Raw genomic sequence first — 14845 nt, 5'->3', positions numbered from 1 at the left:
GGACGCCATGAAGATCCGCAACCCGCGCCTGCTCGCGGCCGTCGGCTGGGCCGCCACCCGCGCCACCCGCGGGCTCGTCCGCACGCTCCGCGCCCGCACCCAGGCGATCGACCCGGCGAGCCACCCGGACCACGTCCCGCCCGGCGGCCGGGTCATCTACTCGATCTGGCACGAGAACCTGCTCTTCCCCACCGTCCACTTCGGCCGGCCGTCGATGGCCGTGCTCGTCAGCCAGCACCGCGACGGGCAGTTGCTCGGCAGCCTCATCACGTCGCTCGGCATGGGGATGATCTGCGGCTCGACCACGCGCGGGGGAGTCGAGGCGGTGCGGAAACTCGTAGACGTGAACGCCCCGTTCCGCCACGTGGCCGTGACGCCGGACGGGCCGCGCGGGCCGCGGCGCGTCGTGCAGCACGGGCTCGTCTACGTCGCGTCGCGGACGGGGATGACGGTGTCGTGCGTCGGCGTCGGCTACCGCCGGCCGTGGCGGCTCGGCAGCTGGGACCGGTTCGCCGTACCCCGGCCGTTCACCGCGGCGCGGTGCGTCATCGGCGCGGGGATCGTGGTGCCGCCGGGGCTGAAGGCGGGGCAGCTGGAGCCGTACCGGCTGCTCATCCAGGCCGAGATGGACCGGCTGAACGCCGCCGCGGAGGCGTGGGCCGAGTCCGGCCGCCTGGAGCTGCCGCCGGCCGCCGCGCCTCTCCGGCTCGCCTCTTGACCCGGCACGGTCGGCCCCGCACGTTGTTCGAGGTGCGAACGGAGGGCCGGCGTGAGTGAGGGGATCCCGCGGCGGGTCTGGGGCTGGGCCGCGGGCGGGTGGGTCCCCCGCGCCGTCGCCTGGGCCGTCGTCCTGGCCATCGCCTTCAACCGCTACCACACCGCCCGCTCGTGGCTGGCCAACACGCCGGACACGCCCGACGGCGTCCGCCGCCCGTTCTCCGACCCGCTGACGCACACGCAAATCGACTTCGGCGGCCAGTGGGTGATGGGCCGCATGATCGCCCTCGGCCACGGCCGCCAGCTCTACCACCGGCAGGTGCAGTGGCAAGTCGTCCGCGCCGGCTACCCGGTGTCGGAAGAAACGCCCGCCCAGCGCGAGGACTCGCTCCAGTCGCCAGACCAGTGGCGGTTCGCCCGCACCGCCGACGACACCGGCCACGACGCCGACGGGCTGATGTGGACGTTCATGGGCGCCGACCCGGCCGAGTGGAAGACCGTCGGCGGCGCCGCCGCCCTCCCCCTCGCAGCCGACTTGACCGGCAACCCGCTCGCCGCCCTCGCGCACGGTGTCGCCGCGCACGAAGCGGTGACGCCCGAAGTCGTCGCGGCCGTGAGCGAGCCCGCGATCGGCGGGCCGCTGTACCCGCCGGTCCACGGGCTCTTCTACGCCCCGCTCGGGCTGATCGACTCGCCGCGGGTGGCGTGCCACGTCTTCCAGTGCGTCGCGCTCGGGTTCGCGTTCCTGGCCGGGCTCGGGCTGTCGGCGCTCAGCCGGTGGCGCGTGTGGTGGTCCGGTTGCACCGCGGCGGTGCTGCTCTTCCCCGGGTGCGGGCCGTCGCTGGAACTCGGCCAGAACCCGACGCTCACGCTGTCCATCGCCGTGTGGGGCTGGGTGCTGGCGAGCCGCGGGCGCGACGCCGCCGGCGGCGTGGTGTGGGGGCTGTTCGCGTTCAAGCCGGTGTGGGCGTTGGCGTTCTTCCTGGTGCCGCTGCTCCAGCGCCGGTGGCGGTTCCTCGGGGCGATGGTCGGCACCGGCGTGGCGCTCGGCGTGGCGACGTTCCCGGTCGTCGGCGTGCAGGCGTGGTTCGACTGGCTCGCGGTCGGGCGCGAGGCCGCGGCCCTGTACAACGTGAACGAGTCGTGGATCCATTTGAGCCGGGATTTACAGGGCATCCCGCGCCGCTACCTGCACGACTTCTCGAAGCCAGAGGCCGAGCGCGAGACGCGCTTCGCCGCGCTGCTGGCCTGGGGGCTGTGGGGGGCGGTGTTCGTGCCGACGGTGGCGATCGGCCTGTGGCGCGGCGGCCGCCGGGCGGTCGGGCTCGGGGCGGCGTTCCTGTTCTGGGGCGCGTTCCTGACGTGCTACCGGTTCATGTACTACGACGTGCTCCTGGCGCTGATGGGCTTCGCCGCCCTCGCCGGCGAGCCGGGGCGGCTGCTGCGGACGCGCGTCGTGCGGATGCGCGTCTCGCCGCCGGTCACGCCACCCGACGTACCCCCACCCGCCGCCGACGACACCCGCGCCCTCGGCTACGTGAACTCCTTCGCGCTCACGGTGCTGTTCGGGCTGTACGCCCTGGAGAACGTGCTGATCCCGTACGACCTCAAGGCCACGGCCTTCGTCGGCGGCTGGTCGCGGACGAAGCCCGACGGCACGGTCGGCCCGGCGACGTTCGAGCTGGTGGCGAACCTCGACTACCCGTGGGACACGTACCTGATCGTGCTGCTGTGGGCGTGGGCCGGGGTGAAACTGCTGTGGCGGGCCGAACCCGGTGAAAAAACCGCGTGTCCGGTGCTTCCGCCGGGGGGCGCGGCCCCTCTACAATAGGTGATTCCCGCGGAGGTGCGACTATCAGCAAGGCATTCGAGACGAACCGCGCCGAGTTCTCGGTTTCCAGCGAGAAGGCGGTGCTGGTCAGCGTGGCGCTCCCGGCCCGGCCGTGGACAACCAACGACCCCTGCGACGAGATCCGCGGGCTGGCGACGACCGCCGGCGCCACCGTCGTCGGCGAACTGACGCAGAAGCGGCAGGAGGTGCAGCTGGGCACCTACGTCGGCAAGGGGAAGGTGGAGGAGCTCCAGGAGCTGGTCGAGCAAACGGACGCCGACGTGGTCGTGTTCGACAACGACCTGTCGCCCGCGCAGGCCCGCAACCTGGAGCAGGCGCTCGGGGTCAAGGTGCTGGACCGCAGCGAGGTCATCCTCGACATCTTCGCCACCCGCGCGCAGACGGTCGAGGCGCGGTTGCAGGTCGAACTCGCGCAGCTCGAGTACTCGCTGCCGCGGCTCAAGCAGATGTGGACCCACCTGTCGCGCCAGAAGGGCGGCGGCATTGGCCTGCGCGGCCCCGGCGAGACGCAGCTCGAAGTGGACCGCCGGCTCGTCGGCGGCCGCATCCGCGACCTGAAGGACCGCCTCGCCGAGGTGCAGGCCCGCAAGGACCGCGAGGTGGCCAGCCGCAGCTCCGAGCACACCGTGTCGCTGGTCGGGTACACGAACGCCGGCAAGTCGCGGCTGATGAACGCGCTGACCAAGGCGGACGTGTACGTCGAGAACAAGCTCTTCTCGACGCTCGACACGCGCACCCGCCAGTGGCGCATCCGCGACTGGGGGCGGGTGCTGCTGTCGGACACGGTCGGGTTCATCCGCGACCTGCCGCACCACCTCGTGGCGTCGTTCCGCGCCACGCTCTCCGAGGCGCGGCACGCCAAGCTGCTGCTGCACGTCGTGGACGCGAGCAACCCGCACGCGGAGGACCACATCAAGGCGGTGAACAGCGTCCTGTCCGAGCTCGGGTGCGGCGACAAGCCGACGATCCTGGTGCTGAACAAGGTGGACGCCGTGGCCGACCACTCGCGGCTGCACCTGCTGACGGCCCAGCACCCGAAGGCGGTGACGGTGAGCGGCCTGACCGGGGCCGGCATCCCCGAGCTGGAAGACGCGGTGATGGCGTCGCTGGCGGCCGACTTCGCCGAGGCGGAAGTGGTGACGACGGCCGGGAACGGGCGGGTGCTGGCGTTCCTGAACGCCCACGCGGAGATTTACCGGCAGGAGTTCCACGACGAGTCGAACGAGGTGGTCATCCGCTGCCACCTGCCGCGGCACCTGGCCCGCCACATCGCGGGGCCGGACGTGAAGGTGCGCTACCTGAACGGGAGCGCGAGCGAGCGGCCCGCGTGAGCGGGCTGTTCCTGAGCGCGTTGACGTGCTCAGGAACAGCCCGCTCACGCGGGCCGCTCGCCGGCCGCACTTACTACCGCACCTTCGCCCGGAAGCGAACGGTACCGCCCTGCCCCGGCAGCAGCACGCCGGGCAGCTCCCAGCGCACCACCGACGACCCCGCCTCGTTCTCGCCCGCGGAGAAGTTCGCCGCCCGGTCCGACTCCGCCGAACCCGGCACGAATTCCAGCCGGCCGCTGAGGCTGTCGCTCACCACCACGTCCGACACCGGCCGGCTGCCGCTGTTGACGTACCGGAGCGTGATCGTCACCACCGAGCCCGAGCGCACCTCGCCGTCGGCGTCGATCACCTTCGACACGGTCAGCGGGCAACCCGGATACCACGTCAGCACCTCGGGCTCGACCACCGCACCGGTCACGGCCACGCCGTCCACCTGACCCACGATCGCCGGCCGCGTGCCGCCGACGAAGAAGCCCACGCCGGTGAGGCCGACGTAGCCCATCGGCCGCGACCGGCCCTGCACCGCACCCGGCCGCTCGCGGCCGACCTCGGCCATCGCCGCCTGCCGCTCGCGGAAGGCCTGCGGGGCCACGAGGTTGTGGTTGACCGCGAGCGAGAACGGCACGTCCAGGGCGTTCGGCCCGATCTCCGTGCGCTGGATCACGAACCGCGGCACGCACAGGCACACCACGTTCGACGTGGTGACGCGCCGCTTGCCGTCGATCGTGTACTCGACGCCCACGTCGGTCGGGTTCAGGCCGCCGAGCCGGCCCGCCGGGCCGATGCCGAGCGGGGCGAGGCGGTCGCCGCCGTCGATGAAGCACTCGCCCACCGGGCCGCGCGGCCCGGCGATGGGGTCGAAGAAGCGGGCCACCGCGAACGGCAGCTGCGGCGGCGCCGCCGGCGCCCGCAGGTGCCGCTCGCCCGGCGCGAGTACGGTGCCGTCCACGGCCGAAGCCTGAAGCTCGGCGGCGGTCGGGGACTTGGAGCCGAGCCGGACGATGGCGACGAGGCGGCCGTTGGCGATGGCCTCGTTCACCACCTCCTCCTCGGAGCCGGAGGGAATTTCGACCGGGTTCATCAGCCCGAATTCGGTCGGGATCGCCTTCTCGGGGTCTTCCAGATACACGGCCTTGACCACGACGCCGCCGGCGAGGGCGCGGTCGAGGTCGGCCTGGGTAAACAGCAGCGGCGCGGGCCAGTCCATGTACCGCATCCCGGCCCGCGGCACGAGCACGCCGCGCACCTCGACCTCGGGGTACAGCACGCGGCCCGGCTGGTACGGCAGGTTCGACAGCTCCAGCCGGTAGACGTACCCGGGGCGGAAGCCGAACACGGCCGGCGCGTCGTGCATCCGGGCGAAGCCGGTGCCGGGGTTGGCCGTGACGCGGACGCCCGCCGGGGCGATGACCCGCGCCGCCAGCAGCGGCGCCGGCACCGGCAGGCCGCTCCCCGGCTGCGGCGCGGCCATCACCGGCACGGCGGGCGCAGGCTGCGGCAGCGGCTGCTGCCCGACGGCGAGCGACCCGACCAGCGTGAGCAGACCGACGTTCATGGCGAACCCCTGCGAAAAAAGCCCACGGACGCCGGTCCGCGGGCTTCTGGTTGAACGCCCACCCGCTGCCGCGGGCGGGCTTCGCCCACAACGCTTAGCGCGCCGCCGGCCGCGGCTGGACCGACATCGGCAGAGCGCCGGGGCCGCCAGGCAGCGCGCCCGTCGGCGGGGGCACGGTCGGGACCGGCATCGGGCCGCCGCCCACGCCCGGGACCGGCGGGATCATGCTGCCCGGCGGCGCGGTCATCGCCGGCGAGCTGCGGTTCTCCAGGTCGATGTTGCCGAGCCGGATCACGGCCAGGATGGTGCCGCGGCGCTGGGCCTCGGCCACCGGGTCGGCCCCCGGCTCCAGGCGGGTGGAGACGATCTCCTCGATCCCGCCGACGGCCGCGAAGTCCTGGAACGTCGGGTCCGGCAGGTAGACCACCTTCACGACGAGGTTGCCGTCGGCGGCCTGGCGGAAGTCCTCGTCGCTGAACGTCAGCGGCACCGAGGCGTGGGCCAGGAACGTCAGCGTCCGCGGCGTAGCCGGGGCGATCTCCAGCGTCGGGTAGAACACCCGGCCCGGGAAGTTCGGCATGATGTTCGTCAGCCGCAGGCGGTACACCTGCCCCTGGACGAAGTTGTACTCCTTCGGGGCGGTCAGCCCGCTGCCCTCGTCGTTGAACCCGCCGGTCGGCAGCTGCCACGTGATTCGCATCCCCTGCGGGCCGGTGAACCGGACCGAGGTGCGGGCGTTCGTGGCCGGCGCCCGGAACGGGGGCACCATCGCCCCGACCGCGGCGACGGCTCCGGGCGGCCCCATCCCCGGCACGGGGAGGATGCCGCCGACCGGCGGGACGCCCGGGCCGCCGCCACCGAAACCGTTGACCTGCTTCACGCCGCCGTCGGTGTACAGGCCGCCGGGCAGGTTGGCCTGCACGACCTTGCCGCCGGCGGACTTGCCGCCGGCCGGCATCACGGCGGACAGCATCGTCTTCTTCTCGGAGGTCGGCGCCGCCCCGCGGGCGGTGGTCATCGTGACCGGCTCACCGCCCGGCCCCTGGACGCCCGGGATGGTGGCGGGCCGGGTGACGGCCCCGAACTTCCCGGACGGGTTCTCGGCCCGGTCGGGGGTGGTACACCCGCCGCCGAACCCGGCCAACAGCGCCAGCGTGGTCGTGGTCCGTTTCATGGTTCCCCCCAGCGTCGTCGCACCCCCGGGGACCGGTACCCCGGGCGGGGGCGATCCCTGCGAACAGAGTTCGTGCGGCCGGTCGCGTCGCTACAGGTTTCGGCACCGCGAAACCCCGAACTTTGGTCAAACCCGGCGCGACCGGCACGACGGGCAGGGCGGGAACCGGTGAAGGGGTGAAAGGGTGAAGGGGTGGGAGAAGCGGGGCAATCCCGAGAACGGCCGGGCCCGGCCGTCGACCTCGCTACTTCTGAAGAATCAGCTTACCCCGTCGCGTGATCCGCAGTCGGTAGCGGACGCCGTCCAACTCGATCCACACCTCGCGCCTGTCGCCGAACAATTCCGCGGCCCGGAGCACGCGCGAGGGCTCGCCGTCGGCGGGGATGTCGGCGCGGTCGTCGTCGTGCGAATCGGGCATGGGCCACCCGTGGGTGAGACGCGGTATCAGCAGAAGCGGCTTTTCCACACCGGCTCCCCGATCTGGGAGCGATCCGGTGCGATTTTTTCGCCACTGGTTCTTGACTGTATCCCGACGCCGGCTAAGGTAAAGGCGTCTTGTTGAGATTGTGTCTCATCTGCAACAAGGCCGGGTGCCGCGGTTGAACTGCAGTACCCGCCCGCCGAGTACGCTCCGCCAACGTTCGGGACGCGGCCCCTCACCGGGCGGCTCACCCTCCGTCGCAACGCGGCTCGCCTGACCCCGTTCCCCGGAACCGGAGGGCTGCCCCCATGCGTCGTGTTCGTACCCGCGGGTTCACCCTGATCGAGCTGCTGGTGGTGATCGCCATCATCGCGATCCTCATCGGGCTGCTCCTGCCCGCCGTGCAGAAGGTCCGCGAGGCCGCCGCCCGCACCCAGTCGCTGAACAACCTCAAGCAGATCGGGCTGGCCGCCCACATGTTCCACGACGCGAACAACCGCTTCCCCTCGGCGAACTACGCCGAGGCCGCGGGCGGCAGCGGGTCGAGCAGCGCCACCAACGCCCGGTTGTACAGCGCCTTCACCGACATCCTGCCGCACCTCGAGCAGGAGGCCGTCTCGAAGCGGTGGCAGCCCGGCCTGTCCTCCTCCGACCCCACCCCCGGGCCGGACGGGTGGAGCAACCTGACCCTCACCCAGCAGCCGGTGAAGACGTTCATCGCCCCGGCCATGCCGGCCCCGTCCCCGGACCCCGGCCCCGGGTGGAGCAGCTACGGCTTTTGCGCCGGCAACCGGGTGGTGGACCCGGCCGTTCACCTGTACGCCTCCCGGGCGGACGGGATGATCGTCCCGGCCATCCACGGGAAGGTGACGCTGACCGGGGTACCCGACGGCACCTCGAACACCCTGCTGGCCGGGGAGATGCACTGGACCATCCGCGGGTGGACCTACACGTCCGGCCCGAACGCCGGGCAGCCGCGGACGGGGCGGACGTTCTGGCACAACGGCCACCCGTTCGTGTCCTGGACGTGGACCAACACCCCGTTGAACACGGCCGACGAGCCGGCCGTCGCCCCGACCGGGGACGCCTGGTGGAACCGGGGTCTGTACTCGTTCCGCAGCGTTCACCCGCAGGGGGTACACTTCGTCCTGGCCGACGGGTCCACCCGGCTGATCCGCCAGTCCATTCCGCACGCCACCTACCAGGCCCTCGGCAGCCGCAACGGCGGCGAAGTCCTCACCGCCCTCGACTAACGGAGTTCACGACGTGAAGCGAATGTCCTGCGCAGTCGCCGCGGTCCTGGCGCTGACTGCGGCCGGGTGCGGCGGGTCGTCGGCGCCGGCGGCCGGCGACCCGAGCAAGAAGATCACCTGGGAGGTGTTCCGGAAGATGCCGGCCGAGGAGCAGTCCGACCCGTACGTCTTGAACAACCTCGACGACGACGCCCGGAGGAAGCTGGCCGAGGCGGGCAAGAAGAGAGGCCGGTAGGTGCCCTGATGGCCACCCCGGGCGACCCCCCCGCCCGGACTTCATCCGCATACACCACCCGAATTATCCCCATGAGTACCGTCTGGCTCGACCCGACCGAAGTCGAACCCGCCCCCACGGCCGCCCCGCGCCCGCGGCCGCTCCACAAGCGGCTGATGCACGTCGTCCGCCGGCTGCACCTGTACCTGGGGCTGTTCCTGTTCCCGTGGGCGGTGCTGTACGGCGTCACGGCGTTCCTGTTCAACCACCCCGCGGCGTTCAGCGACCAGCCGACGACGACGTTCGGCCCGGCCGCGACCGCCGGCACCGCACTGGCCGAGGCGCCCGCCCCGACCGCGGTCGCCGAGGCGGTCGTGGCGAAGCTGAACGAGCAGCAAACGCCGGCGACGCCGTACAAGCTGGCCGGCGCGGCAAAGTTCGCCCGCGACTTCGCGTTCGCCACCGTGAAGGCCGACAGCCAGACCGTCAGCGTGCTGCTGGACGTTAAGAACGGCGGCGGCACCGTCCGCGTCACGCCGCCGGCCGTCGAGAAGGCGGAGCCGGAGAAGGCGCCGTTCGCCACCGGCGCGGCGAAGGCCGGCGGCCGCGACAAGGGCGGCAAGGGCGGCACGAGGGGGGGGATGAAGGGCGGCGCGACCAACGCCCCCGGCGAGGGCGTGAAACTGCCGGACCAGCTGCACGACCGTTTCAAGGCGGCTGTGCCGACGATCCTGGAGCGGACCGGCTTCCCGACCGGCGAGGTGACCGTCACGTCGGTGCCGGACATCTCCTTCCCGGTCGAGGCCGACGGCCGCACGTGGACGGCCAGCTACAACCCGCAGACCGGGGCCGTGAGCGGCTCGCCCGAAGGGGCCGCGCCCGCGACCGAGCTCGGCTGGCGGCGCTTCCTGCTGCGGCTGCACACGACTCACGGGTATCCGGGCGAGCAGACCGCGCGGTGGTTCTGGGCGGTGGTGGTGGACGTGATGGCCGGCACGATGTGCTTCTGGGGCGTGTCGGGGCTGGTGATGTGGTGGCAGTTGAAGGGCACGCGCAAGCTCGGCGCGGTGGTGCTCGTGTTCAGCGCCGCGGCGGCGACCGTGCTCACGCTCGGGATACACGCGGCGCTAACGGGGTAATCCGATCCGCCGCTTGCGGCGTAGCGGCTAACACCGCTACGCCGCAAGCGGCGACCCGACCGACTACCGCAGCCACTTCGCCACGTCCTTCGCGTGGTACGTCAGCACCATGTCCGCTCCGGCGCGGCGGATGCTCGTGAGGATTTCGAGCGTCACCCGCCGCTCGTCGATCCACCCCTTCGCGGCCGCGGCCTTCACCATGGCGAACTCGCCGCTCACGTTGTACGCCGCCACCGGCACGCGGAACCGCTCCTTCACCCGGCGGATGATGTCCAGGTAGCTCAGCGCCGGCTTCACCATCACCATGTCGGCGCCCTCCGCGAGGTCGAGCGCCACCTCCTTCATCGCCTCGTCGCCGTTGGCCGGGTCCATCTGGTACGTGCTGCGGTCGCCGAACTGCGGCGGCGACTCGGCCGCGTCGCGGAACGGGCCGTAGAAGCCGCTCGCGTACTTCGCCGCGTAGCTGAGGATCGGCACGTGAACGAACCCTGCCGCGTCCAGCCCGCGGCGGATCGCCCCGACCATGCCGTCGAGCATCCCGCTCGGCGCCACGATGTCGGCGCCGGCCTTCACGTGGCTGACGCACTGCTCGGCGAGGTTCGCCAGCGTGGCGTCGTTGTCCACGTCCGTCACGCCGTCGCGGGTGTGGAGAACGCCGCAGTGGCCGTGGTCGGTGTACTCGCAGAAACACTCGTCCGGGATCAGCAGCACGTCTCGGCCGAACGCCTTCCGGGTCGCCCGCAACGCCTGCTGCACGATCCCTTCGTCGTGCAGGGCGCTGCTGCCGGTGGCGTCCTTCGTGGCGGGGATGCCGAAGAACATGAACGACGCGATACCCATCTCGCGGGCCGCGCCGACTTCGTCCACGAGCGTGTCGACGCTGAGTTGGAAGTTCCCCGGCATCGAGCCGATCTCCTGCCGCACGCCCTTCCCCGGCCGCACGAACAGCGGCAGGATCAGGTCACGCGGGGAGAGTTCCGTCTCGCGGACGAGCTCACGGAGGAGCGGGTGCGAGCGGAGCCGGCGCGGCCGGGAGGTGGGGAAGCCGGGGAACTCGGACACGGCGGCACCGGGGGTTAGGGAAGGCGGATATTCTACGGCGGCCGTCGGTTCGGCTGGACGACCGCCGGCCGTTGCGGCATAGGTTCCACCCACAATAGGTGCGGAGAACCGAGTCATGCGGACGGTCGCCCTTGCCGTCGCGGGTTGGCTCCTGGTCACGAGTGGGGCGGCGGCCCAGCCGCCCGTCGTCATCCCCGTCCCGCCGCCGGCCGAGCCGGTCGAGCCGGCACTGCCGGGCGGCGCGGCCGTGTCGCGGCCGTTGCAACCGGTCGAATTGAAAGTCGAAGCGCCCAAGCCCGCCGACCCGCCGCCGCCGGAGTTGCCGCCCGAGATCACCGAACCGTGCCGCGACCCCGGGCCGAAGAAGATTCTCGGCGGCCACTGGGGGAGCGACGAAATCCTGATTTGGTGGGCGAAGAACGCCCCGGTCCCGGCACTGGTGACCGGCGGCCGCGCCGGCCCGCCCGTACTCGGAGCCCCCGGCACCGACGTGCTCCTCGGTGGAAGTCCGATCAACACGCCGGACATAGCCGGTTACCGCCTTGCCTACGGCTACTCGCTCGACGCCGGCGATCGCGTCGGCTTCGAGGGCACGTACTTCTTCCTCGGCACGCGCACGATTTCCGACTTCGCCACGAACGTGACGAACCCGCGGCACCCGTTCGTCGGCCTGCCGTTCGTGAACGCACAGACCGGCCAGCCCGACGTGCTGACGCTGGCCCGCCCCGGCGACTCGTACGTGCTCGCCAACCTGTACACGTCCACGCGCCTGCAGGGGGCCGAGGCCACGCTCGTCGGCAACCTCGTCGCCCGACCCGGGGCGAAGATACACGCCGTCGCCGGCTACCGCTTCTTGCAGGTGAACGAGGGGCTGCGGCTCGAAACGACGTGGATGCAGTTCGCGCCGTCGCGGTACGGAAACTCGACGGTCCTCGGCATCACGGCGGACCAGTTCGACGGCCGCAACGAGTTCCACGGGGGGCAGGTCGGCCTCGTCGGCGACTTCCACCGCGGGCCGTTCTACGTCGAGGTGACGGGCAAGGTGGCGGTCGGCACCAACTTCCAGGTCGTGAACGCGGACGGTCAGACGCACCTGCTCACGGCGGCGAACCCGGTGCCGGTGGGCGCCTCGTTCAACGGCGGCGTGTACGCGCAGCCGACGAACATCGGCCGGGTGACGCAGACGGTGTTCGCGGTCGTGCCCGAGGGGATGTTCAAGGTGGGGCTGAAGAGCGGCGAAAACGGCCGGTGGTTCGTCGGTTACAACTTCTTGTACCTGAGCAACGCCGTCCGCCCCGGCGACCAGATCGACGGGACGGTGAACCTGTCGCAGATCCCGACCCTGAACCCAGGTGGCGGGCTGGTCGGCCCGGACCGGCCGCGGCTTGGCATCACCACGTCGGACTTCTGGGTCCAGGGGCTGCTGATCGGCTTCGAGGGACGCTTTTAGGCGAACGGCCGGCGTCAGCCGGCTGGTCGTTGGTGAAGGTGCCAGTACCAACGACCAGCCGGCTGACGCCGGCCGTTCGCCTAGCAAAAAAGCCCGGGGGGTGTCCCCCGGGCTTTCACCGTTGACCCCGTGCCGGGTCGGGCCGGCGGGGGAGTCGGAGTTGGGTTTGACGACACTTCCCGTTTCACAAGGAAGGGGCGCTCCTCACCCACTCCCCGGCTTCACGCCGGATCAGTATCCGCCGCGGCTGCCGCCGCCGTAGCCACCACCGCCGCTGCTGCGGCCGCCGCCGCCGCCGCCGTAGCCACCACCGCCGCCACCGTAACCACCGCCGCCACCGCTGCGGCCACCGCCGCCGCCGTAGCCGCCGCCACCGCTGCGGCCACCGCCGCCGCCGTAGCCGCCGCCGCCACCGCCGCCGCGGTCCTCACGGGGCTTGGCCTCGTTCACGGTCAGGGTGCGGCCGCCCAGCAGGGCGCCGTTCATCGCGTTGACCGCCTCCTCGCCGCCGTCGGCCATCTCGACGAAGGCGAAGCCGCGGCTGCGGCCCGTCTCGCGGTCGGTGATGACCTGGGCGCTGGTGACGGTCCCGAACTGGCCGAACACCTGGGCCAGTTCCTCGTTCGTGGTCTGGAAGGCGATGTTGCCTACGTACAGTTTCTTGCTCATGGTCCTGCTTCCGAGGGCCTCACGGCCCGATACTCGAACACGCCCGCGGCCCCTACGGCCGCGGTTCACGGTCAGGTCTGACGACGGCCCGACGGGCGGGTCCACTTCCGGCAGTAGCGCTCATCCCGACGGGAGGGCCACAACGACGGACGTGCGGACTCAAACGCCGAACCCCTGGGGCGGCACTGGCTTCACAATCTTGGGGGCCGTGAGGAAGAACTCAGAGCTGTGGGACCAAGACGGGTCGAAGCAAAAGGGCTGCACTACGGTTCGTCGGCTCCTGCACGGCGGGCAACTTACCCGCCGTCACGGAACTATACGCTCCGGGCCGGAAGAATAAAGCCGAAATTCCCGAAAATCGGGAAAAAGGCTGGACGCCGGCCGCGGAGTGCTCTCGGTGTCAACCGCGGCCGTCGGGCTCGGCCTTGACGACCGACCCGCCGGCGCGGGTGCCGTGGATCGCCTCGTACACCTCTTCGCGGTGGACGGGCACGTCCTTCGGGGCGACGATGCCAAGGCGCACCTTGTCGCCGCGGACCTCGATCACGGTGATGACGATGTCGCCGGCGATGACGATCGATTCGTTCTTCTTCCTGGACAGCACGAGCATGGCTGCCGAGCCTTGGGTGGACGTGGTCCGGCGGGGTCGGTCCTCCGTGGCGATGGGGTCGGCTCCGGCGACCCCGGGCGCGGCCGACGGTCCCGTTCCCGGTGACACCAGTTGTGCGTCCGGTACGGGACAGGTTCGTGCCCGAACCGGCACGACCTTCGGCGCCCAAATACCACTGTAAAACGGGGTAAGATGCGCAGTCAAGGACGGTTCGCGGTGCCGGCGCGGATTTTTCTTGACTTGTCCGATCAGTTCCCACTTACGGGTCGGACCGCGCCGTCCACCCGCCCCGAGGCTGCCCGGTAGTACGCCGCGATACGACGCACCGTCGGTTCGGGGTCGGCCTCGGCCAGGCGCGTTACCCACGGCGGCAGCGCCTGCCGCCGCTCGGCCGCCATCTCCGCCGCCACCCGGGCCGCTCCGGCCCGCACGCCGGGGTCGGCGTCGCGTGCCAGCCGCTCCAGCCAGGGCTCGGCGTCGGGCACGTCGTCGTCGGACCGCAGGTCGAGGAGCAGGTCCAGCCGCTCGCCCGGGTCGGGGTTCGTGAGGCGACGCCCGAGGCGGATTTCGGTGTCGGTCCGTCCGCGGCTGGCCAGTGCGTCCTGACACACGCGGCGGACGCCGGCGTCCGGGTCGTGCAGCCAGCGGAACAGGTCCTCGTCCCCGATCACCGGCTCGTCGTCGGTCGCGGGGCCGACGGCGAACAGGGCCGCACGCCGGACGTCCGCCTCGGCCGCGGCCAGCAGCGGCACCACCTCCGTCCTCAGCTTCACGAGCGGGTGCATCGCCGCCCGGATCGCCGCCAGCCGCGCGGCCGCCGACGGCAGCTTTAACCCCGTCGTGGTCGCCGCCTGGCACCGTGCGGCGCCGGCCGGCCCGGTCCGCTTCAGCAGCGCGGGGGCGAGCGACAACACCGCCTCCTGCCCGCCGGCGTCGCAGGCCGCGAACCCGTCCAGCAGCGCCTCCGCCAGCGCGGTGGTGGCGGGGTCGCCGTCGGGTTGATCGCCGAGCCGATTCTCGACGACGGGGACGATCGCCGCGCGAACCTCCGGGCTCCCGGCGACGACCAGCCCGACGACCGAGCCGCGCGCGGCGTCGCCGTACTCGACCAGTCGGACGGCCCACGCGGTGCGCTCGTCGTCGCTGGCGGCGCGGGTCAGTTGCCGGGCGGCGTAGCGGGCGCCGAGGTCGGCGCGGTTCGCCCACGCCCACGCGCCGGCGGCCGCGACCACGAGGCCGAGCCCGATTGCCCCGCGCTTCCACCCGCGTCCGTGCGCCATCGCCGACCCTCCGGCCAGTCAAGCGCGGGAGTCTAGCCCGGCGGCGGTAACGGGGGCAAGGGCAACGGTACGAAGCCCCCGGAATTCCTCATCCCACCCGCCCCGCCGGATCGATGCC

Annotated in this window: 14 protein-coding genes; 7 read left to right on the top strand and 7 right to left on the bottom strand. The window is 72.0% G+C overall.

Annotated elements, in window-relative coordinates; genetic code table 11:
* Positions 1–7: 7 nt before the first annotated feature.
* The 3 genes from ETAA1_RS11605 (at position 8) to hflX (ending at position 3900) form a co-directional block, all read left to right on the top strand.
* Complete coding sequence (locus tag ETAA1_RS11605) at positions 8–718, top strand: lysophospholipid acyltransferase family protein (RefSeq protein WP_145237909.1); 711 nt, start codon at positions 8–10, stop codon at positions 716–718.
* A 51-nt stretch (positions 719–769) separates the two neighbouring features.
* Complete coding sequence (locus tag ETAA1_RS11600; protein WP_145237906.1) at positions 770–2548, top strand: glycosyltransferase family 87 protein; 1779 nt, start codon at positions 770–772, stop codon at positions 2546–2548.
* A gap of 80 nt (positions 2549–2628) precedes the next feature.
* Entirely contained in the window at positions 2629–3900 is a 1272-nt protein-coding gene (hflX, locus tag ETAA1_RS11595; protein WP_238389422.1) for a GTPase HflX, read from the top strand.
* 73 nt (positions 3901–3973) lie between these two features.
* Here the strand turns inward: hflX and ETAA1_RS11590 are convergent, their stop codons facing one another.
* The 3 genes from ETAA1_RS11590 to hemP all read right to left on the bottom strand — a co-directional run bounded on the left by ETAA1_RS11590 (position 3974) and on the right by hemP (position 7047).
* Positions 3974–5455, bottom strand: a complete 1482-nt coding sequence (locus ETAA1_RS11590) for a DUF11 domain-containing protein (protein ID WP_145237904.1) — start codon at positions 5453–5455, stop codon at positions 3974–3976.
* 94 nt (positions 5456–5549) lie between these two features.
* Positions 5550–6629 carry a hypothetical protein gene (locus ETAA1_RS11585; RefSeq protein ID WP_145237902.1) on the bottom strand — a complete coding sequence of 360 codons (1080 nt, stop codon included), beginning with the start codon at positions 6627–6629 and terminating at the stop codon, positions 5550–5552.
* A 244-nt stretch (positions 6630–6873) separates the two neighbouring features.
* Positions 6874–7047 (bottom strand): hemin uptake protein HemP, encoded by a 174-nt coding sequence (hemP, locus tag ETAA1_RS11580; protein ID WP_145237899.1) that lies wholly within the window; start codon positions 7045–7047, stop codon positions 6874–6876.
* Between the two features lie 311 nt (positions 7048–7358).
* On the opposite strand from hemP, the gene ETAA1_RS11575 reads away from it, so the two are divergent.
* The 3 genes from ETAA1_RS11575 to ETAA1_RS11565 all read left to right on the top strand — a co-directional run bounded on the left by ETAA1_RS11575 (position 7359) and on the right by ETAA1_RS11565 (position 9656).
* Positions 7359–8303 carry a DUF1559 family PulG-like putative transporter gene (locus tag ETAA1_RS11575; RefSeq protein ID WP_145237897.1) on the top strand — a complete coding sequence of 315 codons (945 nt, stop codon included), beginning with the start codon at positions 7359–7361 and terminating at the stop codon, positions 8301–8303.
* 13 nt (positions 8304–8316) lie between these two features.
* Positions 8317–8538, top strand: a complete 222-nt coding sequence (locus tag ETAA1_RS11570; protein WP_145237894.1) for a hypothetical protein — start codon at positions 8317–8319, stop codon at positions 8536–8538.
* Between the two features lie 71 nt (positions 8539–8609).
* On the top strand, positions 8610–9656 hold the full coding sequence (locus tag ETAA1_RS11565) for a PepSY-associated TM helix domain-containing protein (protein ID WP_238389421.1): 1047 nt from the start codon (positions 8610–8612) through the stop codon (positions 9654–9656).
* 63 nt (positions 9657–9719) lie between these two features.
* Here ETAA1_RS11565 and hemB read toward each other — a convergent pair whose 3' ends face one another.
* A complete protein-coding gene (gene hemB / locus ETAA1_RS11560; protein WP_238389420.1) occupies positions 9720–10718 on the bottom strand; it encodes a porphobilinogen synthase in 999 nt (332 codons plus the stop codon).
* A gap of 115 nt (positions 10719–10833) precedes the next feature.
* On the opposite strand from hemB, the gene ETAA1_RS11555 reads away from it, so the two are divergent.
* Complete coding sequence (locus ETAA1_RS11555; protein WP_145237889.1) at positions 10834–12168, top strand: BBP7 family outer membrane beta-barrel protein; 1335 nt, start codon at positions 10834–10836, stop codon at positions 12166–12168.
* Between the two features lie 231 nt (positions 12169–12399).
* On the opposite strand, the gene ETAA1_RS11550 is transcribed toward ETAA1_RS11555, so the two are convergent.
* The 3 genes from ETAA1_RS11550 to ETAA1_RS11540 form a co-directional block, all read right to left on the bottom strand.
* Complete coding sequence (locus tag ETAA1_RS11550; protein WP_145237886.1) at positions 12400–12837, bottom strand: RNA recognition motif domain-containing protein; 438 nt, start codon at positions 12835–12837, stop codon at positions 12400–12402.
* A gap of 400 nt (positions 12838–13237) precedes the next feature.
* The gene (csrA, locus tag ETAA1_RS11545) at positions 13238–13447 is read right to left on the bottom strand and encodes a carbon storage regulator CsrA (RefSeq protein ID WP_145237884.1); all 210 of its coding nucleotides are present in this window, start codon (positions 13445–13447) and stop codon (positions 13238–13240) included.
* A 248-nt stretch (positions 13448–13695) separates the two neighbouring features.
* On the bottom strand, positions 13696–14727 hold the full coding sequence (locus ETAA1_RS11540) for a HEAT repeat domain-containing protein (RefSeq protein ID WP_145237881.1): 1032 nt from the start codon (positions 14725–14727) through the stop codon (positions 13696–13698).
* Positions 14728–14845: the final 118 nt, after the last annotated feature.

Source organism: Urbifossiella limnaea (assembly GCF_007747215.1).
Lineage (GTDB): Bacteria > Planctomycetota > Planctomycetia > Gemmatales > Gemmataceae > Urbifossiella > Urbifossiella limnaea.
Note: the sequence above shows the minus strand (reverse complement) of the source record. Positions and strands in the feature narration are given on the sequence as shown.